Below are 24268 nucleotides of genomic sequence, written 5' to 3'. Positions count from 1 at the left end.
GCCTCATCCCGTCTCGCCGAGCTGGGCGCGCCACGTGGTGCCGTTGAGCTCCTGCACGGCGGCGGCGACCATGCTCGCCGCCAGGTAGCGCTCGACGGGCGTGACGTCGCACACGGCCAGGAGCTGGTACAGCACGTTGGTGCCGAACCGGTAGACGGCGAACGCGCGGGCGAGCTCCGGCCGGGAGAAGTCGACGACCCGCAGGGCGCGGTGGTAGTCGCTGAGGGCGGTGCGTTCGGCGGGGTTCCAGCGCCGCGCGGTGTCGGGGTCGCCGAGCCTGGCCGCCTGCTCGGTGTAGCCGCGGCCGAGCTCGACGGCCAGGCTGCCGCCGTCGAAGGCGGGTTCGGCCAGGAGGCGGGCGGTGATGGTCCAGTGCTGCCAGGCGGCTTCCACCTGGTCGGTCGGGTGACCGTCGGCCACGCGGCCGACGAGTTCGAGCAACTGGGTACGGTTGCGCGTCCAGCCCGCCTCGAACGTTCGGCGCAGCCGCCCGTCGGGGTCGTGGTGGAACAGGAAGTCCTCGACGTGGGAGAGGAAGGAGTGGTAGCCGAGCGCCTGGCCGCGGGGGTAGCGGGCGGCGTGCACGGCCATGGCGGTCACCGCGAGCTCGATGCGTCCCGCCGCGCTGTCGCCGGTTCCGGCCAGCCGGTCGAGGGAGTGTTCCAGCGCCGGGAGCCCGGCTTCGAGGGAGTCGGCGCGCAGCCGTACCGATGCGGCCGAGCCGAGCAGGGCGGCGACGCGGCCGGTCTCGGCGGGGCCGACGGTGACGGTGTTGTCGGCGTGGATGGGCTCGTACGGCGGGGGGACCAGCTCCAGGAGCCCGGCCTTGCGCGCGTGGGCGAGGAGTTCGGGGGTGCCGGGCGAGCCGGTGGAGGGGTGCAGGCGCAGGTGTTCGCGCAGCCGTGCGGCGAGCTGGTCCGCCGCGGCGGCGACGGGCCCGTCGGGGCCGCGCAGCCGGACCCGTACGTGGGGGCCGTGCAGCCAGTGGCGTTCCAGGTGGCCGCGCACGCCGGGGCGGGCGGCGAGGGCGGCGCGCAGCCCGGGGATGACCGCCGCCCTGACCAGCGGCGCCTTGACCGGGTCGTGGTAGTAGCAGACGACGTCGAGCTCGGTCACTGTGGTCTCCAGCAGGTCTCGATGATGAGCTCGGTCACCGGCTCGCCGTCGCCCGCCGCGCCCGGGACGGGCAGCGCCTCGACGAAGGCCGGCTCGTGGGGGTATCGGGCCAGGTAGGTGGGCAGGCACCGCAGGTGCAGGGCGTTGCCGAGGTCGACGTACTGCGGCTTGGCGGCGCGCAGCCGGCGCAGGAAGCCCTCCAGGGAGGCGGCGCTCCCCCCGGCTTCGAGGAAGACGTGTTCGGGCAGGTCGTGCCGGGCTCGCAGGTGCGCGGCGGCGACGGCGGGGTGCTCGGCCGCCCACTGCTCGCGCAGCCGCGCCGCCGCGTCGTCGTCGAAGGCCCAGCGGCGGCGGTTGAGCACGATGCCGTCGTAGGTGAGGCGTCCGCTCGCGGTCACGCCGTCCACGGTGCGTTTGGTGACGAACCTGGTCAGCGAGGGGAACCCGCAGCTCAGGTCGCCGGTCAGCGGAGCAGTCCGGTACGGGAGCACGAACGGGACGAGGAAGCCCAGGTAGAGGACGCTCACCTCGCGGCCGGTGCCGCGATGCCGGATGCGGACCAGGCCGGTGTGCTCGTCGTGGACCATCTCCAGGTCGTCGAGGGTGAGGCCGGCCCAGCGCGGGTCCTCGCCCACCTCCTCGGGCAGCACCATCGGGTGCAGGTTGGCGTTGAACCCCATCAGCGGCCGGAACTGGGCGACGTCCTCGCCGAGGAGGTGGCGCAGCCAGCCGGCCACGGCGGTGGCCGCGGAGGGGTCCAGGTGGGGCAGGAACCGGCTGGTGAAGCGGGCGAATCCCGCGTAGACGTGGTTGATCGCCAGGCCGCCGGGGAGGGGCTGCGCGAAGAAGGAGTAGGAGGCGGGGCGGGCCCGCGCCCAGCCGGGCAGCAGGTCGCGCGCGGCCGTGACGGCTTCCTCGGGGATGACGACGTCGGCCGCGTCCGGGCCGTTGGCGGCGGCGATGATCTCGGCCACGATCTCGCGGGCGCTCCGCAGGTCCTCCGGCACGCGCCGCTCGCGGGGGTCTCCTTGGAGCAGGTCGCGCCAGACCTCCGACATCATGGCCGCGCCGGCGATCATCGGGGCGCGCCCGCCGGCGCCGTGGCGGGCGGTGAACGTGTCGGCGACCAGCCGCCGGATGGCCAGGTGGTGGTCGTACAGCATGACGAGCGGGGTGAGCCGGGTGAGGGCCGGGACCTGGTCGCGCCCGTGGCGGGCGCGCAGGCTCAGCGGGCCGGGCAGCGTGACGTCCTCGGTGAGCACGGGCGCCCCGGTCAGGTCGGCGCCGGCCCGCTCCCCGAGGAGCCGCCAGTCGTCGGCGAGGGCTTCGAGCCGGTCGCGCCTGCTCGCGGGGGGCAGGCCGGTGAAGGAGCGGGTGGCGTCCCGGATGGCGGTGAGGCGCGCGGCCACATCCGTCAGGTCCTGCTCGCGGCACCAGCGGGCGAGGGAGCGCAGGATGTCGGGGTCCTGGACGTGTACGGGCCAGACCGGGACGAGGAGTCCCATCTCGGTCATCTTCCGCACGTAGCGGGTGGCGATGGCGTCGGCGTCGGCGCTCTGGATGTGGACGGCCAGCGCGGCGGCCAGCTCCCGGGGGGTCAGGCCGTCCGGCGTGTCGCCTAGCCGTTCGATCAGGAAGCGGATGGGCCCGGTCAGGCCCACGTCGACGAGCTCTTCCGTGGTGCCGTAGAGGTGGCTGGAGTCGGGGAGCGGCACGTCGCGGTGGAAGAGCACCCGGTCGCCGTCCTCCCGCAGGCCGGGCGCGAGGCGGTGCGGGCACTGCGCCTGCCCGAGCAGGGCGGCCATCAGCCTGGTGACGAGCACCCGGTTGGCCTGCACGGCGGCGGCGGGCCCAACGGCGGGCCCAACGGCGGGGCCGGCGGCGGGCCCAGCGGGGCGTGGGTCCGGGGCCGCGTCCCACCAGCCCAGGCCGACCAGCGTGTACCAGGAGAGCGGGCTGGTCTTGGAGGTGGCGCGGAGGGCGTACCGCAGGACGGTCGGCTCGGCCTTGCGCGCCCGCTTGTCGGGCCGGCCTTGGCGGGCGGCCGTCCTGTCCACGCCGTGGAGCAGGTCCCGGCCGGTGAGCGTGACGGCCAGTCGGAGCGGTTCGGCCCGGCACAGGTCCGCGAGCACGGCGCGTTCGGCGGCCAGCGCGTCCTCCCAGGGGCCGTCCGGCGCGGCGAGCAGGTCACTCAGGGCCTTGCGGTCGCGGACGGCGTCCAGCCAGGCCGCCAGCCCGGCGACCCGGCCGGGCAGGTCGCCGAGCTCACGCAGCAGCGACTCGCGCGGGACGCGGCCGTTGTGCACGTCGCGGCGCAGCGGCAGGACGACGCCGCGGTGGAAGGCGGCCGGGTGGCCGGGCAGGCTGGCGGCCAGCGCGTCGGCCAGGGCGGGCGCGGCGGAGGCGGCGGTTCGCAGCGCCTCGGTCAGCGCGCGCACCGCGGCGCGGAAGGGCTCGGCCGCCGCGGGCCGTTCGGGGTAGGGCAGGGCGGCGCGCCTGACCACGGCGAAGGGCGCGGCCTCGAACTGTCCCGCGCCCACTGCTACGGGGTTCTCGACAGTGCTGGTCATCGATGTTTCCTCGTTCGCGGGTGACCTCCCGGCCGCCGTGAGACGGCCGGGAGGATGACCTACCTCGGGTTGATCGAGCAGCAGGAGCTGCACGAGTCCGTCAGGTAGGAGCAGCTCACGGCCGATGCGCCGGTGTCGGGCACCGCGAAGCCGTCGCGCATGGTGGTGACGGACAGCTCGTTCAGGTCGAGGTCCTCGACCTGGAAGGAGAGGCTGGACATGGGCGGGGTTCCCTTCTGGGCGGTCACTGGGGCTCGGTGCAGCAGCAGCACGAGGACGAGGACATCCAGGAGATGCAGCTCGACGAGGACGCGCCGGTGTCGGGCAGCGCGACGCCGTCACGCACGGTCGTCACCGAGAGCTCGTCCAGGGCCAGGTCTTCGACATCGAAGGCCAGTGCGTTCATGGGGGGTTTCTCCCTTTTCATCAGTGGTTCGTGCTGTTCGATGCGGTTCTGCGGTGTGGGACGGGCCTCCCTTCTCAATCGACGGCACGGCGGCCGAAGCCGCGCATGCCCGCCTCGGCCGCCACCGCGCCGGCGACGGCCAGGACCAGAAGGCAGAGCCACAGCGGGATGTGCGGGATCCGCGGCACCATCACCGCGCGCATCCCCTCGCTGACGTACGTGAGCGGGTTGACCGCGCACACGATCTGGAACCACGGCAGGCGGTCCAGGCCGGGCCACGGGAACTGGGTGGCGCCGGTGAACATCAGCGGTGTGAGCACCACCGTGAAGACGACGTTGATCCCGCGCGGGGAGACCGCCGTGCCCACGACCATGCCGACGGCCGAGCCGACGAAGGCGCCGAGCGCCATCACGGCGAGCGCGGGCAGGAGGGACGCGGGCGCCAGTGTGGCGTCCGGCAGGATCAGCAGGCCGAGCGGGATCATCACGGCGCCGGCCACGACGCCGCGGATCGTGCCGAACACGATCTTCTCCATCGCCACCAGCCGGGTCGGCAGGGGCGACAGGAGCCGGTCCTCGATCTCCCTGCTGAAGGAGAAGTCGAGGGTGAGCGGCAGAGCGGTGTTCTGCAGCCCGCCGACGAAGGCGTTCAGGGCGATGACGCCAGGCAGCAGGACGTCGCCGAACCCGCCGCCGACGTAGCCGAGGTCGGCCAGCACCTTGCCGAAGACGAACAGGATGAACAGCGGCTGGAGCAGGACCTGCGCCAGGAAGGCCGGCAGCTCCCGGCCGGTGACCACGAGGTCGCGGCCGAGCACGGCGGCGAAGGCGCGCGCGGTGGGCGGGCGCTCGTCGAGGACGCTCATCGCAGCTCCCGTCCGGTCAGGCGGAGGAAGACGTCCTCCAGGCCGAGCTGGGCCACGTCCAGGCCGGTCAGCGCGATGCCGTTCCCGGCGAGCGCCTTGAGCACGGCGGGCAGGACCTCGCCCGGCTCGCGGGAGGTGTAGAGCCTGACGCGCCCGCCGGGCATCGCCTCGACCCGTTCGACGGTCTCGACGGCCGTCAGCGCCGCGTCCACGTCCTCGGCCGGGGCCCGGCCGGGCTCGAACGAGAGCGTGAGCGTGGTGCTGCCCGGCAGCTCGCGGACCAGGGCGGCGGGGGCGTCCAGGGCCAGCAGCCGGCCCCGGTCCACGATGGCGACCCGGTCGCAGAGCTTGGCCGCCTCCTCCATCTGGTGGGTGGTGAGGACGACGGTGACGCCCCGCTCCTTGAGCTCCCGTACGCAGGCGTGGACGAAGATGCGCGACTGCGGGTCCAGCCCGGTGGACGGCTCGTCCAGGAAGAGCACCCGCGGCTCGTGCATCAGCGCCCGCGCGATCATGACGCGCTGGGCCTGGCCGCCCGACACGTTGTCGAGCCGGTCGTCGCCGCGCTCCGCGAGCCCCATGCGCTCCAGCAGCTCCCCGGCGCGCCGCCGCCGCTCGGCCCGCCGCACGCCGTGGTAGGCGGCGTGGAAGAGCAGGTTCTGGCGGATGCTGAGCGACCGGTCCAGGTTGTTGCGCTGGGGGACGACGCCGAGCAGCCGCCGGACCCGGGTGGGCTCCTTCGCCACGTCCACGCCGCCGACTCTCGCCAGGCCGCCCGTCGGGCGCATCCGGGTGGTCAGTACGCCGACGGTCGTGGTCTTGCCCGCGCCGTTGGGCCCGAGCACGCCGAACACCTCGCCGGAATTCACGCGGAAGCTGAGCGAGTCGACCGCGGGCTGCGGCGCGCCCGGGTATTTCTTGGTGAGATTCTCGACCTCTACGGCATTCATGTGCCCGCCCATGCCAGTCAGGTTCCCGATGAAAACGGCTGCAGCGTATTCACGGTCAATTCGCAGCGTCAAGACGGCAATTCCGGCGATTTATCGGCCTTTACTTCGCGCGGCCGGGCCGTGTCAATACCGCCTTTCTCCTGTCAGGCGGCGGCCGGCCGGGCCCGCCCATACTGCGGATGTCGTTTCGGCCCACCGTGACGCGGAGGAGGTGAAGAACATGTCCGTGACCACCCGGTTCGACCTCGCCGACCTGGACCTGAGCGGGCTCCAGGTGACGGTGATGCGTGACGCCGTGGCCGTGCCCGAGGGCGGGGCCACGTCCGGCTCGTCGAGCAGCGACTCCAGCTCGACCTGCGGGTCGTCGTCGTGCTGCTCGTCCGTCGAGCAGCAGTAGTTTTCCGCATCGTCCTGCGGCCGGGCGCTTTTCCATCGGCGCCTGGCCGCACGGGCGCCATTGTTCGCAACGACTCAGTGGAGCGCACACATGATCGACGTCGTGTGCCATTATTTCGACCCGGAAAAGGCGCCGTTGCTGCGCCGCCATTTCATTCCGCTGGCGCGTTCGCTGTCCGCCGAGGGATTCGCCGTCCACCTCGACCGCCACTGGCTGCACGGGCCGCACGTCCTGCTGCGGTTCGAGCCCGGGGCGGGGGCCGAGGCGGCGGCGGAGCGGGCGGCCGACGCGTGCCGCCGCCACCTGGCGGAGCATCCCTCCACCGTGGCCGTGGACGAGGCGGCGCTGCTCGCGGAGGCGGAGGCGGCCGGTCGGGCCGAGCTCGTCCCCGGGCCCTACACGCCGATCCGGCCGGACAACACCGTCCTGGTGCGTGAGGCCGATCTCGGCGCGCTGACGGCGCTGCTGGGCTCGCCGCAGGCGGTGGCCGGGCGCTGTGCGCTGCTCGCGCTGGGGCTCGACGCCGTGGCCGGCTCCCTGAGCTACCTCGCCGACCGGGGCGACACCGCCGGCGCCAGGATCACGGTCGCCCTGGCCGCGATGACCGCCCACAGCGCGAACTATCCGGCCGGGCTCGGCCGGGGCTACCAGTCGTTCCTGTCGCACGTCGAGGACTTCCTCGCCCACGACGACCCGGGCGGGACGCTGCGGGCCGCCTTCGACCGCCACTGGTCGGCGCACGGGCCCGGCGTGAGCGCCATCGTCCGCGCCGCCGCCGCCCATGACCCCGCCGTGGCCGCCCTTGACCACGCTGAACCCACCCCCGACCCCGCCCTCGACCCCGCCCCCGCCGCCGACCCCGCCGAGCCTGTGCCCGACGACCTGCGGGCGCTGGCGGCGGGCTGGCGGGACTGGTCGGCGGCCGCCTGGCGGCACGCGGACGCCACGCTGGACACCGGGGCGCTGATCGGCAGCCGCAACGGGCACGCGGCGGTCGCGGCCGGGTTCGGCGGCGAGACGGAGATCCGCTGGGACTTCTCCCGCCGCCGCTTCAGCGACTACCACGAGCTGCTCAACCGGTCGAACTTCCCCCGGATCGCGGTCAGCCGGGAGTTCGGCCTGTACCGGTTCGCCACGAACGTGCTCTACCGGCTGCTCGCCCTGTGCGAGCTGCGGCCCGTGGAGCGCTACCTGGCGGCCTACCTGTTCAGCCGGGCCGTGGAGGAGATCAACGGGATGAGCTGGCGTGAGCTCCTGGAGCCCGTGGTGAGGTCCCGGTGAACGGCTCGCCGGACGCCGCCGTGCTGCGGCTCAGGCCGGTCGTGCGGGCCAGCCGCCTGCCGGACGGCATCCATCTGCGGGCCTGGGGCACGTCGGTGAGCCTGGAGGGCGCGGCGGGCCTGTGGCCGCTGTGGGAGCACCTGCGCCCGCTCCTGGAGGCGGGGGTGACGGATGCGGGCCTGGACGCCCTCTGCCCGGACCCGGGCACCCGCCGCGCCGCCGGCGTGCTCGTCGGTCAGCTCCAGGAGAACGACCTGCTGGTACGGGTCGCGCCCGGCGAGCCGGCGCCCCCTGCCGTGCGGTCCTGGCTGGAGTCGGCGGCGCCCGATCCCGACGCCGCCTGGGCCGCCCTGCGCGACCTGTGGGTGAGCGTGGACGGCGAGGGCCCCGTCGCCGACGCCGCCCTGGCCGCGCTCGCCCGCTGCCGCATGTCGGCGCACCGGACCGCCCGCCCCGGCGTCCCACCGGGCCACCTGCGGCTGCGGGCCGCCGGTCTCGTGGTCCACGCCGGTCACCTGCCCGGCGCCGGCTTCATCACGTACCCGATCGAATCCGGCGAGCCCGCACAGACGGACGGCGCCGCAGAGGCGGGGACGGTCGGCGGGCCGGCGGGGGTGGTGGCCGAGCGGCTGGGGCGGCTGCCGGCGCGGCCCTGGACGCCCGCGGCGGCGGAGCTGCTCGCGGCGGCGGCCGTCGACCGGCTGCTGCGTGCCTGCGCGGGCCTGCCCGGCAGGCCCGGGGAGATCCTCCTGGTACGTCCCGGGCAGCTCACCGCCGCGTACCGCCCCTGGCCGCCCGCCGATCCCGCGCCCCGCGCCCGGCGGATCACGCTGGAGGAGGCGCTGCGCCGCGCCGGGCTGGTCACGGACCCCGAGCTCGGCCTGCTCCCGGAGGTCCGCGTCGACGGCCTGGCGCAGTTGCCGGTCTCGATGGCCGTCTGCGACGTGCCCGGGCTGCCGGTCGCCGGGATCGGCCCGACCGTGGAGGCCGCGCGCCTGGAGGCGGTCCGGGCGGCGGCGCAGGCGCGTCTCGGCGCCGACCCGGCCGTGGCTGCGGTGGGCGCCGACGAGCTGCACGCCCGGGGCGTCCTGCTCAGGCACCGCGCGGACCGGGCGGCCGGGCGCGTGCGGCCGGGTGACTGCGTGACGCACGACCCGATCGCCGCGCACTGGTGGCGGACGCTGGCGGAACGGCTGCGCGAGCCCGTCCGGCTCCAGGTCCGCGACCTCGGCGGCGCCTGGCACGCGGAGATCCACGACACCGGCGGCGACCGCCTGGCGTGGGCGGTGGAGCTGGAGCGCGACAGCGCGGTGGCGATGGCGGCGCTCGCCGCGGCCGGCGCGTCGTACGCGGGCCCGTCGATGCGGGCGGCGGCCGTCTGCGGCGCCCTGCCCCCGCCCGACATCACCGGCGAGGAGATGGACGAGGACCTGGGCCGCTGGCTGTGGCCGGCCCCGATCTCCCGGGACGAGGAGGCGCTGCAGGAGGTGCTGAGCCGGGTGACCGGCTGCCGCCCCCGCCTCGACGACTCCGACACCGACCTGGCGGCGGCGGGGTTCCAGATCTGGCGAGGAGAGGGATGAACGTGAACGAAGCGGCGCGGCTGCTCCGGGAGGCGCTGGCCGGGGCCGCGCTGACCGTCCGCGACGGCGACGGCCTGTCCGCCGGGGAGACCGCCGTCGTGGTGCTGGACTCCTGGACCCTCGCTTCCGTCACGGAGCTGGCGGCACGGGCCAGGGCGGCGGGCGCGACCGTGCTGCCGGTGCGCTGCGACGGCGGCCTGGTGCTCGTCGGTCCGCTGGCCGGGCCGGCCGCCACGGGCTGCCTGGCCTGCGCCGAACGCGCGCGGCTGGACGCGCTTCCGGGCCGCGTCCCGGCGGGCGTGCCGCAGACGATGGGCGGCACGGTGCCCCCGCAGGCCGCCGGGCTGGTGGCGGCGCTGGCCTCGGACGTCGTCACGGCGGGGACGACCGGCGTGCTGTGGGCGCTGCGCGGGGAGGACCTGGAGGTCTCGGCGCATCGGGTGCTGCCGTTCGGCGGCTGCGCGGTGTGCGCCCCGCTGCAGGCGGACGCCCCCAGGCCGGTCGGCGCCGGGCGCCATCCGGTCTCCGGATCCTCGCTGCGTGAGGACAATCCGCGCACCGAGACGGCCGCCCAGCTCCGTGACGCCCTGGTGGACTGGCGGCTCGGCCCCGTCCTGCGGCTGTATCGCTGGGAGGCCCGCACCCTGCCGCTGGCCAGCGCCCAGCTGGCGGGCAGCGCGGGCCTGATCGGCACCGGCTACGGCAGGGCGGAGGACTTCGCCGAGGCCGAGCGGGTGGCGCTGTTCGAGGCCGTCGAGCGCCTGACCGGCATGCGCCCGCGCGGCGTCCGCCCCCACGTGTACGCCACCCGCGCCGAGCTCGACCCGGCCGTAGCGCTGGACCCGGCCCTGCTGGGCCTGCACGAGCCCGAGCTGGAACGCCACCCGGACTTCCTCCTGGAGCCCTACTCGCCGGACAACCCGGTGCACTGGGTGTACGGCTGGTCGCTGACGCACTCCCGCGACAGGCTCGTCCCCGAGCAGCTCGTCTACTGGGACTCACGCGGCTGGTTCGACGGCCGCAGGCAGCGGATGCTCTACGACTCCTCCAACGGCTGCGGGCTCGGCTCCAGCCAGGCCGAGGCCGTGCTGCACGGCCTGTTCGAGGTGGCCGAGCGCGACGCCTTCCTGATGGCCTGGCACGCGCGCACGCCGCTGCGCCGCATCGCGCCGCCCGCGGACGACCCGGAGCTCGGCCGTCTCATCGACCGGCTGGGCAGCATGGGCCACGACCTGCTGCTGTTCGACGCCTCCAACGACTTCGGCGTGCCCGTGGTGCTCAGCATGACGCGCCGCCGCGTCCCCGACCCGCGCCTGCCCGACGCGCTGTTCGCGGCCGGGGCGAACCGGCACCCGGTCCAGGCCATGCGCTCGGCCGCGACCGAGGTGTACATCAACGTCCGGAACAAGGCCGACAGCCGGATCGCCGCGTTCGACCGGGACCGGCTGCTGCCCATGATCGACGATCCGTTCCTCGTGCGCACCCTCGACGACCACGTCTTCATGAACGCGCTCGACGAGGCGCGCGACCGGTACGAGTTCCTGCTCGGCGGCGACTCTGCCGCGCCGTGGCGCGAGCTGTGGCCCGAGCCCCCGCCCTGCCGCGATCTGGGCGCCTACCTGGAGGAGTGGGTGGACCGGCTGGCCTCGGCGGGCCTGGAGGTGATCGCCGCGGACCAGTCGGAGCCGGTCACGCGCGACCGGCTCGGGCTGCACGCCGCCAAGGTGATCGTGCCGGGCTCCCTGCCCATGACGTTCGGTCACGTCTACCGGCGCACCAGGAACCTGCCCCGGCTCCTGGAGGTGCCCGCCCGGCTGGGCCGGCTGCCCGCGCCCGCCCGTTACGAGGACCTGCCGTTCCATCCGCACCCCTTCCCCTGAGCCGAGGTGGACCCGCCGATGACCACGCCCGCTGTCGACCTCTGGACGAGCCTGCACTGCTTCCTGCACTGGGACGCGGAGCGCAACGACGCCTTCCTCACCGGCTCGGCCGGCCCGCTGCTCGACGGCCTGCGCGCCGACGGCCTGCTGGAGGACTGGTTCTTCATCAGGTACGGGGAGGGCGGCCCGCACCTGCGCGTGCGCGCCCGCGCCGTCGCCGACCCCGAGGGGCTGCGGCAGGCGCTCGCCTCGCTCGTCGGCGACGCCGAGTTCCCGGCTGCTGAGGGCTGGACCCCGCACGGGACGGTGGCCGAGATCGCCTACGAGCCCGAGACCGAGCGCTACGGCGGGGCGGAGGCGATCTCCGTGGCCGAGGAGGTCTTCTGCCGCTCCAGCGAGATCGTCCTGGAGGCGCTGCGGGGCTCCCCGGCCTCGCGGATGAACACCGCGCTCCCGCTGATGTACGCGACCGCGCTCGGCCTGGGCCTGGACGAGCGCGCCTGCGCGGCATGGCTGAGAAGGCACGCCGCGGCCTGGCGGCTGGCCGTCGACACGCCCAAGCTGCCCCCGGCCGTCCCGCTGGCCCGCGCCGAGGCCATGCTCGCCCGGCAGCGGGACAAGGTGCTGGGCGTGCTGACCGGCACCCGCGCCGCGGTGCGCGACGGCGACGGGCTCGCCGCCCGCTGGGCTCAGGTGGTCGCGCGGGCGGACGCCGAGCTGGCGGACCGGGGCGTCGCGGCCGGGCGCCGCCTGGCGGTGTGGGCCTCGCAGCTGCACATGCTGTGCAACCGGCTGGGCGTGCAACCGGACGAGGAACGGGCGCTGTGCTGGGTGGTCGCCGGCGCGCTGGCCCCCGAGGCCGGGCTGGACCAGCGCTACCTGGAAGCCTCGAAGTACCCGCCCGGGCAACTGCCCGAGCTGGGCGACGACGAGCGCGGCGAGCCGGCCGCCGGCCATCCGGGCTGGCGGGCCACCACGGTGGCGCTGCCCCCGGGCCCCGCCCTGGACATGCCGCTCGGCCGGGCGCTGCGGGAGCGCCGCTCCTGCCGCCACTACACCGGCCCGGTCGCCGCCGCCACGCTGGGCGCCCTCCTGCGCGAGGCGTTCGGCGGGCCGGCGCGGCCCGGCGCCGGCGGCTGGGCCACGCGCACCTTCCCCAGCGCGGGCAGCAAGTACGCCGTGCGGCTGCGGCTCATCGCCTGGTCCGTCGACGGCCTGGCGCCGGGCACGTACGGCGTGGGCGGGCAGGGGGACCGCCTGCACCGGTACGCGGACGCGCCCGGCCAGGCGGAGGCGGCGGCCACGTCCATGTGGTTCACCACCGGCCACCCCGAGCGGCACCCGCTGCTGGTCGACCTGACCCGGGTGCCCGCCCTGCTGGCGCTCACCGTGCACACCGACGCGCTCCGGGCGAAGTACGGGCTGCGCGCCCTGCGCTTCGCGCTGCTGGAGGCCGGGCACGTCGCCCAGAACCTGGCCCTGGCCGCGACCGGCCTCGGGCTGGCCACGATCCCCGTCGGCGGCTTCTACGACGATCTGGCGCACGAGCTGTTCGCGGTGGACGGGGTCACCGAGGTCGCGCTCTACCTGCTCCCGCTGGGCGTCCCGGACGAGGCCAGCCGATGAGCCCGTCCTCCCTGGCCCGGGTGGCGAGGTCCAGCTTGGTGTAGGCGTTCCGGCCGCAGTCGGCGTACTTCTGCTTGATCCTCTCCAGGTACTTCTTGGCCGTCGCGGGCCGGATGCCGGCCCGCCGGGCGGCGGCGGCGAGGGTCAGCCCGGAGGCGTAGCCGAGCAGCACCGCCCGCTCCTGGCCGGACAGCCTCGGCCCGGCGGACGCCATCGCGCGGATGGCGGCGGCGAGCCGGCCACCCGGCGGCCCGCCGTCCCCCAGGGACAGGACCAGCCGTCCCTCCTCCCGGAGCAGGCGTACGGTCTCCGCGCCGCCGGGCGGGCCGCTCACCGCGGCGTGGACCACGACGACGTGGGCCGGGACGCTCTCGGCGCGGCGCAGCTCCTCCAGGGAGCCGGCGCGGGTCAGCAGGCACAGGCCGGGATCGGCCGCCAGCGAGGTCATGGCCGCGACGAGCGTGCCGGGATCGTCGATCACAAGAGACACCGAGATCATACGAAGCTCCATACGTGTCCTGACAAATCCTTGTCACACGGTAGGAGCCCGGATTGGACGGGGACTGGACGGCGAATGGATCACCCCGGCCCGGACACGCTCTCGCCGAGCTTCGCCAGCTCGCCCGCCTCGCTGACGTTGCCCATGCGCCGGAACAGGCTCTCCGCCTCCCGCCAGGCCGCCAGGGCCGCGCCGGACTCCCCGAGCAGGGCGTGCGCGTGCCCGAGCGCCTTCAGCACCATCGCCTGAAGGTGCAGCACCCCGTGGCCGCGGAAGACCTCCAGCGCGACCAGCAGCGCGTCCCGAGCCTGCCCGGCGTGCCCCTCCAGCAGGTCGCGGGTGGCCTTGCCGCGCCGCACCAGGGCGAGCGCGAACTCGCCGCCCATGTCCGTGGCGAGCACCTCCGCCTGGTCGAGGTAGCCCGCGGCGTCGGGCCTGCCGAGCAGCACCCCGCTCTCGCCGAGCACGAGCAGGGCCAGCAGCTCCTTCACCCGCACGCCGAGCAGCCGGGCGAGCCTCAGCATCTCCAGCAGCAGGTGCCGGGACTCCTCGGTCCGGCCCTGGTAGAAGCGGACCATCCCGAGCGAGCGCAGCGCCATCAGCCGCAACCGGCTGAGCCGCCGGCCCTCGGTCCGCTCCAGCACGCGCTCCAGGTGGTGGGAGGCGAGCTCCAGCTTGCCCTGCTCGCGGTAGATGAAGCCGAGCGCGGAGTGGAGGAAGTCCAGCTCGGCGTCGTGCCCGAGGGTCACGGCCAGCGCCTCGGCCCGCCGGAGCTGCTCCAGCCCCTCCTCGCCCAGCCCGCCGGCGACCAGGGCGGTGCCGAGCAGCACCTGCGCGTCGACCTCCCCGTGCCGGTCGCCCACCTCCCTGAACAGCCGCAAGGACAGCTCGGCGTGCTCGCGCATGACCTGCGGGCGCACCACGGGCAGGCACGACAGGTAGGCGAGGCTGCGGGCCAGGACCGCCCGCCCGCGCGGCTCCGGCTCGCACGCGGACAGCGCCACGGTGTGCACGGCGCGCCACTCGGTGAGCAGGTCGCGCATCTCGTAGAAGCCGACGCAGGCTTCGGCGAGGTTCCAGCAGAGGTCGGGGTGGCCGTCGTCGGCGCACTGCGCGATCGCCGCCGCCAGGTTGGCGCGTTCGCTCTGGAACCAGCGCACGGGGTCGGCGAGCATGGCCTCCGCCCTGCCTCCCGGCAGCCGCCTGCGCGGCGCCTCACCCTGGAGCGGGAGCAGCGTCCGGTAGGCGAGCAGCCGGTCGGCGTCCTCGGCGAGCGCGAGCCAGGTGGCGAAGGCGCGCCGCCGCGCGGCCCGGCGGTCCTCGGCGCTGTCCTCCGCCTCGGTGCGCTCCCTGGCGTACAGGCGGATCAGGTCGTGCATGCGGTAGCGCGACTCGCCCGTCTCGTCCTCACCGGCCACGGTCACCAGGTGGGCGTCCACGAGCAGGTCGAGGATCTTCGCCGTCTCGCCCTGCGGCGCGTCGAGGAGGGTCGCGAGCACCCAGTCGGCGAAGTCGGGCACGTCCAGCAGCCCGAGCAGCCGGAACCCGCGCCGCGCGGCGGCCGGCAGGGAGGCGTAGCTGAGCCGGAAGGACGCGCGCACGGCCAGGTCGCCGGCGGCGAGCTGGTCGAGCCGGCGCCGCTCGTCGCCCAGTTCCCGGTGGAACCGGCCCAGGCTGAGCCGGGGCTGGGCGGCGATCCGGGCGCCGGTCACCCGGACCGCGAGCGGGATGTGGCCGCACGCCTCCACGATCGCCCTGGCGGTCGCCTGGTCGGTCCGCACCCTGGACTCGCCGACCAGGTGGATGAGCAGGTCGAGCGCCTCCTGGGGGTGGAAGACGTCCAGGTCGACGTGGTGGCCGCCGCTCAGCCCGCGCAGCCTGGATCTGCTGGTGACGACCGTCGCGCAGGTGGGCGCGCCGGGCAGGAGCGGGCGCACCTGCGCCTCGTCGAGGGCGTTGTCCAGCACGACGAGCACCCGGCGGCCCGCCAGGCGGCTGCGGTAGAGCGTCGCGCGCTCGTCCAGCTCGGCGGGGATCACCGAGCCGTCCACGCCCAGCGCGAGCAGCATGCGGTTCAGCACGGACGCGGGGTCCACCGCGTTGCCGTCGGTCCCGTGCAGGTCCACGTACAGCTGGCCGTCGGGGTGGCTCTCGCGCAGCCGGTGACCGGCGTGCACGGCGAGCGTGGTCTTGCCGACCCCGCCCATGCCGGTGATGACGACCAGCGGCATCGCGGTCCGCTCCCCCGGGCCGAGCATGCGGGTCAGCGCCGACACCTGTTCGAGCCGGCCGCTGAAGTCGCTGATGTCGGGAGGAAGCTGGGCGGGCGCGGGGAGCCGGGCGGGGCCCGGCGGGGCGGCCGGCTCGTCGTGGAGCGCCGTGGCGTGGACCGCGCTCAGCTCGGGGCCGGGGCGGACGCCGAGCTCCCGCTCCAGGCGCCGGCTGATCTCCCGGTAGTGCAGCAGGGCGTCGGTGCGCCGGCCGCCTTCGAGGCAGAGCCGGATGAGGACGCTGTGGACGCGCTCGTCCAGCGGGAGCATGCGGGCGATGTCCTCGGCGAACGGCAGGAGGTCGGCCGCTCTGCCCTCGCGAACGGCCACGCCGGCGAAGCGGCCGAGCGCGTCGACCAGCTCCCCCGCCAGGCTGGTCAGCCGGGGATGCCCGGCCAGCAGGGGCAGCTCGGCGAGGGGTTCGCCCCGCCAGAGCGCCAGCGCCCGCGCCACCTGGTCGTAGCCGGCCGGGTGCGCGGCGAGCTCACGGAACCGCGCCACGTCGACCTCGACCAGGCCCGGGTCCAGGGCGTAGCCGTCGCCGACCCGGGGCAGCAGCGGGCTGGACGCGCGGCTGGCCCGATCGGGCTCCAGCGCGTGGCGTAATCGTTTCACGTAGGTCTGGACGACGTTGACGGCGCTGGCCGGGACCTCCTCGCCCCACAGGGTGCCCGCCAGCTCCTGGATCCGCACCGGCCTGCCCTCGGCGAGGACGAGGCTGGCGAGCACGCAGCGCTGCCGGGTGGAGCCCAGATCGACGGGGACCCCCGCTCTCGAGGCGACGAGGGGTCCGAGGATCGCCATCCGTAGAGTCACGCCAGGCAAGTATGGCGGCCCGGCACCGGAGATCCAATGCCTGGGCCCTATCGGTCCGCCCCGCCAAGGCCGGGGTTCAGCGGCCCGCCTCCCGTCCGGCCAGGTGACCGGCCAGGTGGTCGATCACCTCGCGGGCGTCGGCCTCGATCCCGTGGATGAACGTGGATTTGCGCCGCCGCAGCAGCGGCAGCCCGAGCGCGTACAGCCCGGGGCTGTCGGCGACGCCGCCGTCGTGCCGCAGCCGCCCCTTCCCGTCGAGCACCGCGACGTCGAGCCACCGGTAGTCGGGGCGGAAGCCGGTCGCCCACACGATCGTGCCGATCTCGCCGCCGCGCAGGTCCAGCCGCAGGCGCGCCGACTCGGGCACCCGCGTCGGCTCGAACCGTTCGGGCGGGCCGACGTCGGGCCCGTGGGCGCCGGCCCAGGCGTCGAACGTGTCGAGCAGGCGTTCCATCTTGAGGTCGGCGAGCGAGAACACGTTCCGCAGCCCGCCGGAGAACAGCGCGTGGCCGTCGCGGACGGCGGCCCAGCGGCCCACCAGCTCGACGCCCATCGAGGTGAGCGCGTTGAGGTCGAGCGTCGTGCGGCCGGGGGCGCCGACGAGCTGGGGCGAGGGCAGCCGCCTGGCCCGCGCGAGGTCCGGCACCTCGTCGTGCCGCTGGTCCCACACGCCCGAGGCGTCCATCCACCACAGCACGTCGCGCCCCCGGTAGGTGCGGGGCAGCCGTACGTGCTCGCCCACCGAGAGGATCACCGGCCGGCCCGACCGGCGCAGCTCGGCGGCGAGCTGCACGCCGGTCGCCGACGCGCCCACGACGAGCACGCCGCCGTCGGGGAGCCGGCCGGGCTCGCGGTAGTCGTACGGCGTGAGCTGCTCGACGGACGGCGGCACCGCCTCGGCGAACGGCGGCACCGACGGCAGGTTGCACGCGCCGCTGGCGATGACCACCGTCCGGCAGGCGATCTCGCCGTGACTGGTCGTCACCCGGTAGCCGTCACCGGCCTGCCGCACGGACGTGACCTCCGTCCCGGTCCGCACGGGAGCCCGGGTGAGCGCGGCGAAGCCCTCGACGAACTGCGTCACCTCCTTCGCGGTCATGTAGCCGTCGGGGTCCGGGCCTTCGTAGGCGAGGCCGGGCAGGCGGCTCTGCCAGTTGGGGGTGAGCAGCCGGAAGGAGTCCCAGCGTTCGCGCCGCCAGGAGTTGGCCACCTCGCCGCGCTCGATCACCAGGTGGTCGATCGACCTCGCGCCGAGGAAGTGGCTCGCCGCGAGGCCCGCGTGCCCCGCGCCGATGACGACGGTGGTGACGTGCTCGATGGCTCGGCCCTCTCAGGCGACGTCGACGGTGACGTTCGTCGGGTTCGTCAGGGCGTCGAACACGGCCGAGCGCTTCTGGGACTGGGCCACCAGCGCCTCGATGTCCTGCTTCGAGGCGTCCGCGTCGATGTGGAACGTCACCTTGATGTCGTTGAAGCCGTTGCGGACGTCGGGGTCGACGCCGAGGATGCCGCGGATGTCGTGCGCGCCTTCGAGCGTCGCCTCGACCGAGCGGAGCTGGATGCCGCGGTTCTGCGCGACGGACGCGACGCCGGCCGTCAGGCAGCTCGCCAGGCCGACGAGGAGGTATTCGATGGGCGTGACGCCGTTGTCCTCGGCGGCGAAGACCTCGGGGTGGTCGGCGTCGAAGACCGCCTCGCTCTTGTGGGCGCGCTCCTCCCCGAGACCGTAGAACTCCTTGACGGTCGTGGTGCTGTGGACGCCGTTGCGCCAGGTGGACGAGGCCCGCCAGACGAACTGCGCGGCCTCGGGCGCGTCCTTCAGCGCCTCGCGCGCGTCCAGCAGTGCCTGCACGTTCACTCCGTTGGCGACCGTGGTCGTCATGTCCCGCCCTCACTCCCTGTATTACTGGTAGGGATTTGACCATACACCCCCGGTGGCGGTTGGATAAGCCCCATGTCGCAGCCAGCCACGACGTTCGCGGCCGACCAGGCCGGCAGCGTCGGCACCGTGGAGACCCGATACCTCGACCTGCCGCGACCGGTGCCCCTCGACTGCGGCCGGGAGCTGCATCCCGTACGGGTCGCGTACGAGACCTATGGCGTGCTGTCGCCCCGGCGTGACAACGTGATCCTCGTGTGCCACGCCCTCAGCGGTGACGCCCACGCGGCGGGCCGGGCCAAGGCGCCGCCGCCGGAGAGCACGCGCGACGGGTTCGGCGCCCAGGACCGCGACAGCGCGGGCGGCAAGGGGCTCGGCTGGTGGGACGGCATGATCGGCCCCGGCAAGGCGTTCGACACCGACCGCTTCTTCGTCGTCTGCACGAACCTGCTCGGCGGCTGCCGGGGGACGACCGGGCCGTCGTCGATCGACCCGGCGACCGGACGGCCGTACGGACCGGACTTCCCCGTGATCACGGTCGCGGACATGGTGCGCACGCAGCGCGCGTTCCTCGACGCCCTGGGCGTCGAACGGCTCGCGGCGGTGGCCGGGGGCTCGCTCGGCGGCATGCAGGCGCTGGAGTGGGCCGTCCGCTACCCCGGCCAGGTCGACGCCGTCGTGGTGATCGCCAGCACGCACGCGCTGCACCCGCAGGGCGTCGCCTGGAACGCGATCGCCCGCGACTCGATCATGCGCGACCCGGCCTGGCAGGGCGGCCGCTACTACGGCACCGGCCGCGCGCCCGACGCCGGCATGGGCGTGGCGCGGATGGTCGGCCACGTCACCTACCTGTCCGCGCCCGCGCTGGAGACCAAGTTCGGCCGGCGGCTGCAGTTCGCCGACGACCTGCGCTACACGATCAGCGAGCCGGAGTTCGAGGTGGAGAGCTACCTGCGCCACCAGGCCGACGCGTTCGTCAAGCGCTTCGACGCCAACACCTACCTCTACACCTCGCGCGCGCTGACGTACTTCGACCTGGCCAGGCAGCACGGCGGGCAGCTCACGCGGGCGCTCGACGGGGTGTCGGCGCGCACGCTGCTGATCGCCTTCAGCTCCGACTGGCTCTACCCGCCGTCGGCGTCGCAGGAGATCGAGCAGGCGCTGCGCGCGCTCGGCAAGCCGGTCGAGCTCGAGGTCATCGACGCGCCGTACGGCCACGACTGCTTCCTGCTGGAGGAGGCGCGGCAGACGCCCGTCATCCGCCGGTTCCTGGCCCCCGGAGGGGCCGCTTGATGTCGAGGAAGAGGCCCAGGTGAACGACCGGATCCCCCGTACGGAACACGACCGCGAGTTCGGCTTCGAGACCCGGCAGCTGCACGCCGGGCAGCGGCCGGACCCCAACACCGGCGCCCGCGCGGTGCCGATCTTCCAGACGACCAGCTACGTCTTCGAGGACCCCGAGTCCGCGGCGGCGTACTTCAACCTCCAGGAGTACGGCAACACGTACTCGCGCATCATGAACCCGACCGTCGCCGTGTTCGAGGAGCGGGTGGCGAACCTGGAGGGCGGGTCCGGCGCGGTGGCGTTCGCCAGCGGGATCGCCGCGCAGGCGGCGACGCTGTTCACGCTGCTCCAGCCGGGCGACCACGTCGTGTCGTCCTCGGCCCTCTACGGCGGGACGGTGAACCAGCTCAAGCACCTGCTGCGCAAGATGAACGTGGACCTGACCTGGGCCGACCCCGACGACCCGGACGCCTGGCGACGGGCGGTGCGGCCGGCGACGAAGGCGTTCTTCGGCGAGACGATCGGCAACCCCGCAGGGAACGTGCTCGACATCGAGACGCTGGCCGGCATCGCGCACGAGCACGGGCTGCCGCTGATCGTGGACAACACGTTCGCCACCCCGTACCTGTGCCGGCCGATCGAGTGGGGCGCCGACGTCGTCATCCACTCGGCGACCAAGTTCATCGGCGGCCACGGCACCAGCATGGGCGGCGTCGTCGTCGAGGCGGGCACGTTCGACTGGTCGAACGGGCGCTTCCCGGTGATCGCGGAGCCGTCGCCCGCCTACCACGGGCTGCGCTTCCACGAGACGTTCGGCGAGTACGGCTTCCTGATGAAGCTGCGCGCCGAGACCCTGCGCGACCTGGGCGCGGCGCTGTCGCCGTTCAACGCCTTCCTGCTGCTGCAGGGCCTGGAGACGCTGTCGCTGCGGATGGACCGCCACGTCGGCAACGCGCGGGCGGTCGCGGCGTTCCTGCAGTCGCACGAGCTGGCCTCCGGCGTGACCTACCCCGGCCTGCCGGAGAGCCGCTACCGGCCGCTGGCGGACAAGTACCTGCCGCGCGGCGCCGGCGCGGTGTTCTCGTTCGACTGCGCCGGCGGCCGGGAGGGCGGGCAGGGCCTCATCCGCGGCCTGACGCTCTGGTCCCACCTGGCGAACGTCGGCGACGCCAAGAGCCTCGTCATCCACCCCGCCAGCACGACACACCGCCAGCTCGGCGACGAGGAGCTGCGGGCGGCCGGCGTCGGCCCCGGCACCGTGCGGCTGTCGGTCGGCACCGAGTCGGTCGACGACCTGATCTGGGACCTGGAACAGGGCCTGGCCCAGGTGGCGGCCACGATCGGCGTGAAGGCGGCCTCGGCATGACCGCGCCCGACCGTTACCAGGACGCCCTGACGATCCAGCGCGTCCTGCACGCCACCCGGACGATCGCGATCGTCGGCCTGTCGGGCAACGAGCTGCGGGCCAGCCACTTCGTCGGCTACTACCTCAAGCGGCACGGCTACCGGATCGTCCCGGTGAACCCGCGCGAGACGGAGATCCTCGGCGAGCCCAGCTACCCGAGCCTGCTCGACGTGCCCGTCCCGGTCGACCTGGTCAACGTCTTCCGCGCGCCGGACGCCCTGCCGGAGATCGCCCGCGACACGGTGGAGATCGGCGCCGCGGCCCTCTGGGGCCAGTTCGGCGTCGTCAACGAGGAGGCCGCGCGGATCGCCGAGGACGGCGGCGTCACCGTGATCATGGACCGCTGCCTCAAGGTCGAGCACGCGCGTTACGCGGGCCGGATGCACTGGCTCGGCTTCAACACCCGGCGCATCACCTCCGTGCGCGGCGGCCTCCAGTAGTCCACGCCCCCGCCCGGCCGCCGTGGAAGCAGCCGGGCGGCCGGGGTGACATTGATCTATGACTGGGCGTGCAGTTGAATGAGCGGGTGCGTGGTGGGCGGGTGGTCTCCCCTGTTCTGGTGGCGCGGGAGAAGGAGCTCGCCCGGCTCGTCGCGCTGGTCGAGGGGGCTCCCGCCGTCGCCGTCGTCGAGGGCGAGGCCGGCATCGGGAAGTCGCGGCTGACGGCCGAGCTGCTGGGCGGTCCCGCGGTGGCGGGCCTGCGGGTGCTGGCCGGGGCCTGCGTGCAGATCAGGGAGCCGTTCCCGCTGGGTCCCGTCGTGGAGGCTCTGCGCGGGCGCGCGTCCGAGCTGGCCGGGGCGGCGCTGTCGCCGGTCGCCGGGGCGCTGCGCGAGCTGCTGCCGGAGCTGGCCGCCGAGCTGCCGCCGACGCCGCCGCCGCTCGACGACCGGGCGGCCGAGCGGCACCGGGTGTTCCGGGGGCTGGCCGAGGTGCTGACCGCGCTGGGCCCGGCCGTCCTCGTGGTGGAGGACCTGCACTGGGCCGACGGGCAGACGGTGGAGTTCCTGACGTACCTGATGTCCGTGCTGCCCGGCACGTTGCGGGTGGTGCTGACGTACCGGGGCGAGGAGGCGTCCGAGGCGGTGCGGGCGATCACGGCGCGCGCCCCCGACACGATCAGGGCCGAGCATCTGGTGCTGCCGCCGCTCGACGCCGCCCAGACGCGGGTGATGGCCTCGGCGATCCTCGGGGCCGAGGAGGTGACGGCCGAGTTCGCCGAGCATCTGTGCCTGCGGGCCTCCGGCCTGCCGCTGGCCGTGCAGGAGTTGCTGGCGCTGCTGCGCGACCGCGGCACGCTCATCCGCTGGGAGGGCGGCTGGGCGCGGCGGGCGCTGGAGGAGCTGGACGTGCCGAGCGGCGTGCGCGCCTCGGTGCGCGAGCGGGTGGCCCGGCTGTCCCCCGGCGCCAAGGAGGTGGCCGAGCGCGCCGCCGTACTGCAGCTCCCGGTGCCGCTCGCGCTGCTGTCGGGGCCGGACGACGTCGGGGCGATCGACGAGGTGCTCGGCTCCGGGCTGTTCGCCGACACCGGCGGGCTGGTCGGGTTCCGTCACGTGCTGGCGGCGCAGGCGGTCTACGGGGCGATCCCGCTGGGCCGCCGTCAGGCGCTGCACGCCGCCGCCGCCGACACCGTACGGGGGCTGCGGCCGGTGCCGCTGGGCCGGCTGGCCCACCACCTGCGCCGGGCGGGCCGGGCCGGGCAGTGGGTCGAGGCCGCCATCGAGGCGGCCGAGCAGGCATCGCGGCTGGGCGACGACGCCGAGGCCGCGCGCCTGCTGGAGGAGGTGCTGCGCGACGCCGACCTGCCGGCGGCGCGGCGGGCGGAGCTGACGGTGAAGCTCGGCTGGGCCGCCCTGGAACTGCTGCGCCCGCCGCCGGTCGCCGACCTGGTCACCGGCGCGCTGGAGCAGGACGTGCCGCCCCCGCTGCGCGGCCAGTTGCGGATGCTGCTGGCGCTGCACCTGGAGCGGACCCGCACCGACAGCGCCCGCATCGGCGAGGCGTTCGCCCGGGCCGCCGAGGACCTGGCCGGGGAGCCGGGGCTGGCCGCGTGGGCGATGGCCGGGGTGGGCCGCCCGCCGAGCGGCCTGCCGCCCGAGGAGAGCCGGTCGTGGCTGGAGCGGGCGCTCGCGACCCTGCCCGCCGTGGCCGATCCGGCGATGCGCATGCTGGTGCTCGGCAAGATCGCGATGATCTTCGTGGTGATGGGCGACCCGCGCTGGGCCGCGCTGGCCGGTGACCTGCTGCGGGAGACCGGCGGGCGGCGGCTGCTGCGCCGCGAGGTGAACGCGTACCGCTCGATCGGCGGCGCCGCCCTGTTCAGCGGGCACCACCGGGAGGGCCGCCAGCTGCTGACCGCGGCGGTCGAGGAGGGCGCCGAGCCCGACCTGCGCGGGCGGCTCGAACTGCGCTGCCTGGTCAACCTGGCCGCGGCCGACTACTTCGAGGGCTCCTGGCGCGGGCTGCCGGACCGGATGCAGGAGCTGCGCGACCAGTTCGGCGACGAGCCGCACGAGCGCATCCTCGTCGACATCGTGACCGCCTGCCTGGCCGCGGTGCAGGGCCGCCAGGAGGCCGCGCTGGCGCCGCTGCTCGACGCCGCGGCCGAGGCCCGGGCCCGGGGGCAGTTCGACGACCTCGTGGTGCCGCTGGCGATGCTGCTCAGGCTGGCCGCCGCGCGGGGCGAGCCGGAGCCGGCGATCGAGGCGGCCGTCGAGGCGGGCCACCACTGGGAGGCGAGCGAGCTGTGGCCGGTGGCGGTCCGGGCGCTACCCGCGCTGACCGAGGCGCTGCTGGCGGCGGGCCGTCCGGACGAGGCGGGCGGCGTCGTCGCCCGGCACGCCGCCCGGCTGGCCGGGCTCGACGCGCCGCTGGCCGCGCCCGCGCTCGCGCACGCCCGCGGGCTGCTGGCCGAGGCGGGCGAGGAGTGGGGGCGGGCCGCCGTGGAGTTCGCCGCCGCCGCCGACGCCTTCGAGCTGGTCCCGGCCCGCTACGAGGCCGCGCAGGCCCACGAGAAGGCGGCTGCCTGCCTGTTCGCCCTCGACGCCCCCGAGGCCGCCGTCCGGCTCGGCCGGGCCGTCGCGGCGTACGCGGATCTCGGGGCGCGCTGGGACCTGGACCGCGCGACCGGCCTGGGCCGCAGGTGGGGCGTCCGGGCGGCGGCGCAGGGCGCGCCCGCTCCGGGCGGCGGCGACCACGCGCTGTCGGCCAGGCAGGAGCAGGTGGCCCGGCTGGCGGCGGAGGGGCTGACGAACCAGCAGATCGCCAGGCAGCTCTTCCTGTCGCCGAAGACGGTGGACAAGCACGTGAGCGCGGCCATGCGGAAGGTCGGGGCGCGGTCGCGGACCGAGCTGGCCCGCCACCTCCTCCCCAGCGACTGACCCACCAATTGGGGATTTTTCCCCATAGGGCACCCCATACCCCACCCCATCCCGCTGCACGACA

At 75.0% G+C, this 24268-nt stretch carries 19 protein-coding genes; 9 read left to right on the top strand and 10 right to left on the bottom strand.

Going from position 1 to position 24268, the window contains the following annotated elements:
- Positions 1–3 precede the first annotated feature (3 nt).
- From AB0J53_RS20120 to AB0J53_RS20095, 6 genes are all read right to left on the bottom strand, one after another.
- Positions 4–1116, bottom strand: a complete 1113-nt coding sequence (locus AB0J53_RS20120) for a hypothetical protein (protein WP_364174215.1) — start codon at positions 1114–1116, stop codon at positions 4–6.
- Entirely contained in the window at positions 1113–3686 is a 2574-nt protein-coding gene (locus AB0J53_RS20115) for a lantibiotic dehydratase (protein ID WP_364174212.1), read from the bottom strand. The genes AB0J53_RS20120 and AB0J53_RS20115 overlap by 4 nt, the downstream gene beginning before the upstream one ends.
- A 59-nt stretch (positions 3687–3745) precedes the next feature.
- Positions 3746–3907, bottom strand: coding sequence for a thiazolylpeptide-type bacteriocin (locus AB0J53_RS20110; RefSeq protein ID WP_219519446.1), 162 nt, complete (start codon positions 3905–3907; stop codon positions 3746–3748).
- A gap of 23 nt (positions 3908–3930) precedes the next feature.
- Positions 3931–4092 carry a thiazolylpeptide-type bacteriocin gene (locus AB0J53_RS20105; RefSeq protein ID WP_219519441.1) on the bottom strand — a complete coding sequence of 54 codons (162 nt, stop codon included), beginning with the start codon at positions 4090–4092 and terminating at the stop codon, positions 3931–3933.
- A 74-nt stretch (positions 4093–4166) separates the two neighbouring features.
- The gene (locus tag AB0J53_RS20100) at positions 4167–4958 is read right to left on the bottom strand and encodes an ABC transporter permease (RefSeq protein ID WP_364174207.1); all 792 of its coding nucleotides are present in this window, start codon (positions 4956–4958) and stop codon (positions 4167–4169) included.
- Positions 4955–5908 carry an ABC transporter ATP-binding protein gene (locus tag AB0J53_RS20095; protein WP_364174204.1) on the bottom strand — a complete coding sequence of 318 codons (954 nt, stop codon included), beginning with the start codon at positions 5906–5908 and terminating at the stop codon, positions 4955–4957. Before AB0J53_RS20095 ends, AB0J53_RS20100 begins: the two co-directional genes overlap by 4 nt.
- 220 nt (positions 5909–6128) lie before the next feature.
- Between AB0J53_RS20095 and AB0J53_RS20090 the strand changes: the two genes are divergently transcribed.
- The 5 genes from AB0J53_RS20090 to AB0J53_RS20070 all read left to right on the top strand — a co-directional run bounded on the left by AB0J53_RS20090 (position 6129) and on the right by AB0J53_RS20070 (position 12675).
- Positions 6129–6305, top strand: coding sequence for a thiazolylpeptide-type bacteriocin (locus AB0J53_RS20090; protein ID WP_219519431.1), 177 nt, complete (start codon positions 6129–6131; stop codon positions 6303–6305).
- 90 nt (positions 6306–6395) lie between these two features.
- A complete protein-coding gene (locus AB0J53_RS20085; RefSeq protein ID WP_364174200.1) occupies positions 6396–7586 on the top strand; it encodes a hypothetical protein in 1191 nt (396 codons plus the stop codon).
- Positions 7583–9169, top strand: a complete 1587-nt coding sequence (locus AB0J53_RS20080; protein ID WP_364174197.1) for a hypothetical protein — start codon at positions 7583–7585, stop codon at positions 9167–9169. The genes AB0J53_RS20085 and AB0J53_RS20080 overlap by 4 nt, the downstream gene beginning before the upstream one ends.
- On the top strand, positions 9166–11049 hold the full coding sequence (locus AB0J53_RS20075) for a TOMM precursor leader peptide-binding protein (protein WP_364174194.1): 1884 nt from the start codon (positions 9166–9168) through the stop codon (positions 11047–11049). The genes AB0J53_RS20080 and AB0J53_RS20075 overlap by 4 nt, the downstream gene beginning before the upstream one ends.
- An 18-nt stretch (positions 11050–11067) precedes the next feature.
- Positions 11068–12675, top strand: coding sequence for a thiopeptide-type bacteriocin biosynthesis protein (locus AB0J53_RS20070; protein ID WP_364174191.1), 1608 nt, complete (start codon positions 11068–11070; stop codon positions 12673–12675).
- Here AB0J53_RS20070 and AB0J53_RS20065 read toward each other — a convergent pair.
- The 4 genes from AB0J53_RS20065 to AB0J53_RS20050 form a co-directional block, all read right to left on the bottom strand.
- Positions 12617–13174, bottom strand: a complete 558-nt coding sequence (locus AB0J53_RS20065) for a hypothetical protein (protein WP_364174188.1) — start codon at positions 13172–13174, stop codon at positions 12617–12619. The two genes, AB0J53_RS20070 and AB0J53_RS20065, sit on opposite strands and share 59 nt — an antisense overlap.
- Positions 13175–13254: 80 nt before the next feature.
- Positions 13255–16260 (bottom strand): BTAD domain-containing putative transcriptional regulator, encoded by a 3006-nt coding sequence (locus tag AB0J53_RS20060; protein WP_364174185.1) that lies wholly within the window; start codon positions 16258–16260, stop codon positions 13255–13257.
- A gap of 76 nt (positions 16261–16336) precedes the next feature.
- Positions 16337–17554, bottom strand: coding sequence for an NAD(P)-binding domain-containing protein (locus AB0J53_RS20055; protein WP_364174824.1), 1218 nt, complete (start codon positions 17552–17554; stop codon positions 16337–16339).
- Between the two features lie 36 nt (positions 17555–17590).
- Positions 17591–18142, bottom strand: a complete 552-nt coding sequence (locus tag AB0J53_RS20050; RefSeq protein ID WP_219517866.1) for an OsmC family protein — start codon at positions 18140–18142, stop codon at positions 17591–17593.
- Positions 18143–18214: 72 nt separating this feature from the next.
- On the opposite strand from AB0J53_RS20050, the gene AB0J53_RS20045 reads away from it, so the two are divergent.
- The 4 genes from AB0J53_RS20045 to AB0J53_RS20030 all read left to right on the top strand — a co-directional run bounded on the left by AB0J53_RS20045 (position 18215) and on the right by AB0J53_RS20030 (position 24204).
- The gene (locus tag AB0J53_RS20045; protein ID WP_364174182.1) at positions 18215–19432 is read left to right on the top strand and encodes a homoserine O-acetyltransferase; all 1218 of its coding nucleotides are present in this window, start codon (positions 18215–18217) and stop codon (positions 19430–19432) included.
- Between the two features lie 19 nt (positions 19433–19451).
- Positions 19452–20789 carry an O-acetylhomoserine aminocarboxypropyltransferase/cysteine synthase family protein gene (locus AB0J53_RS20040; RefSeq protein ID WP_364174179.1) on the top strand — a complete coding sequence of 446 codons (1338 nt, stop codon included), beginning with the start codon at positions 19452–19454 and terminating at the stop codon, positions 20787–20789.
- Positions 20786–21268, top strand: a complete 483-nt coding sequence (locus AB0J53_RS20035; RefSeq protein WP_364174176.1) for a CoA-binding protein — start codon at positions 20786–20788, stop codon at positions 21266–21268. Before AB0J53_RS20040 ends, AB0J53_RS20035 begins: the two co-directional genes overlap by 4 nt.
- 101 nt (positions 21269–21369) lie before the next feature.
- A complete protein-coding gene (locus AB0J53_RS20030) occupies positions 21370–24204 on the top strand; it encodes an AAA family ATPase (RefSeq protein WP_364174173.1) in 2835 nt (944 codons plus the stop codon).
- Positions 24205–24268: the final 64 nt, after the last annotated feature.

The sequence above is a fragment of the Nonomuraea sp. NPDC049725 genome, assembly GCF_040674795.1.
In the GTDB taxonomy this organism is placed as follows: domain Bacteria; phylum Actinomycetota; class Actinomycetes; order Streptosporangiales; family Streptosporangiaceae; genus Nonomuraea; species Nonomuraea ceibae.
This window is presented reverse-complemented; position numbering and strand designations above follow the sequence as displayed.

Excerpts from the sequence above, each read along its gene's own strand:
- AB0J53_RS20070 (WP_364174191.1), top strand. The coding sequence starts at position 11,068 with ATGACCACGCCCGCTGTCGACCTCTGGACGAGCCTGCACTGCTTCCTG.
- AB0J53_RS20105 (WP_219519441.1), bottom strand. The coding sequence starts at position 4,092 with ATGAACGCACTGGCCTTCGATGTCGAAGACCTGGCCCTGGACGAGCTC.
- AB0J53_RS20045 (WP_364174182.1), top strand. The coding sequence starts at position 18,215 with ATGTCGCAGCCAGCCACGACGTTCGCGGCCGACCAGGCCGGCAGCGTC.
- AB0J53_RS20110 (WP_219519446.1), bottom strand. The coding sequence starts at position 3,907 with ATGTCCAGCCTCTCCTTCCAGGTCGAGGACCTCGACCTGAACGAGCTG.
- AB0J53_RS20095 (WP_364174204.1), bottom strand. The coding sequence starts at position 5,908 with ATGAATGCCGTAGAGGTCGAGAATCTCACCAAGAAATACCCGGGCGCG.
- AB0J53_RS20085 (WP_364174200.1), top strand. The coding sequence starts at position 6,396 with ATGATCGACGTCGTGTGCCATTATTTCGACCCGGAAAAGGCGCCGTTG.
- AB0J53_RS20035 (WP_364174176.1), top strand. The coding sequence starts at position 20,786 with ATGACCGCGCCCGACCGTTACCAGGACGCCCTGACGATCCAGCGCGTC.
- AB0J53_RS20115 (WP_364174212.1), bottom strand. The coding sequence starts at position 3,686 with ATGACCAGCACTGTCGAGAACCCCGTAGCAGTGGGCGCGGGACAGTTC.
- AB0J53_RS20090 (WP_219519431.1), top strand. The coding sequence starts at position 6,129 with ATGTCCGTGACCACCCGGTTCGACCTCGCCGACCTGGACCTGAGCGGG.
- AB0J53_RS20065 (WP_364174188.1), bottom strand. The coding sequence starts at position 13,174 with ATGATCTCGGTGTCTCTTGTGATCGACGATCCCGGCACGCTCGTCGCG.
- AB0J53_RS20075 (WP_364174194.1), top strand. The coding sequence starts at position 9,166 with ATGAACGTGAACGAAGCGGCGCGGCTGCTCCGGGAGGCGCTGGCCGGG.
- AB0J53_RS20100 (WP_364174207.1), bottom strand. The coding sequence starts at position 4,958 with ATGAGCGTCCTCGACGAGCGCCCGCCCACCGCGCGCGCCTTCGCCGCC.
- AB0J53_RS20050 (WP_219517866.1), bottom strand. The coding sequence starts at position 18,142 with ATGACGACCACGGTCGCCAACGGAGTGAACGTGCAGGCACTGCTGGAC.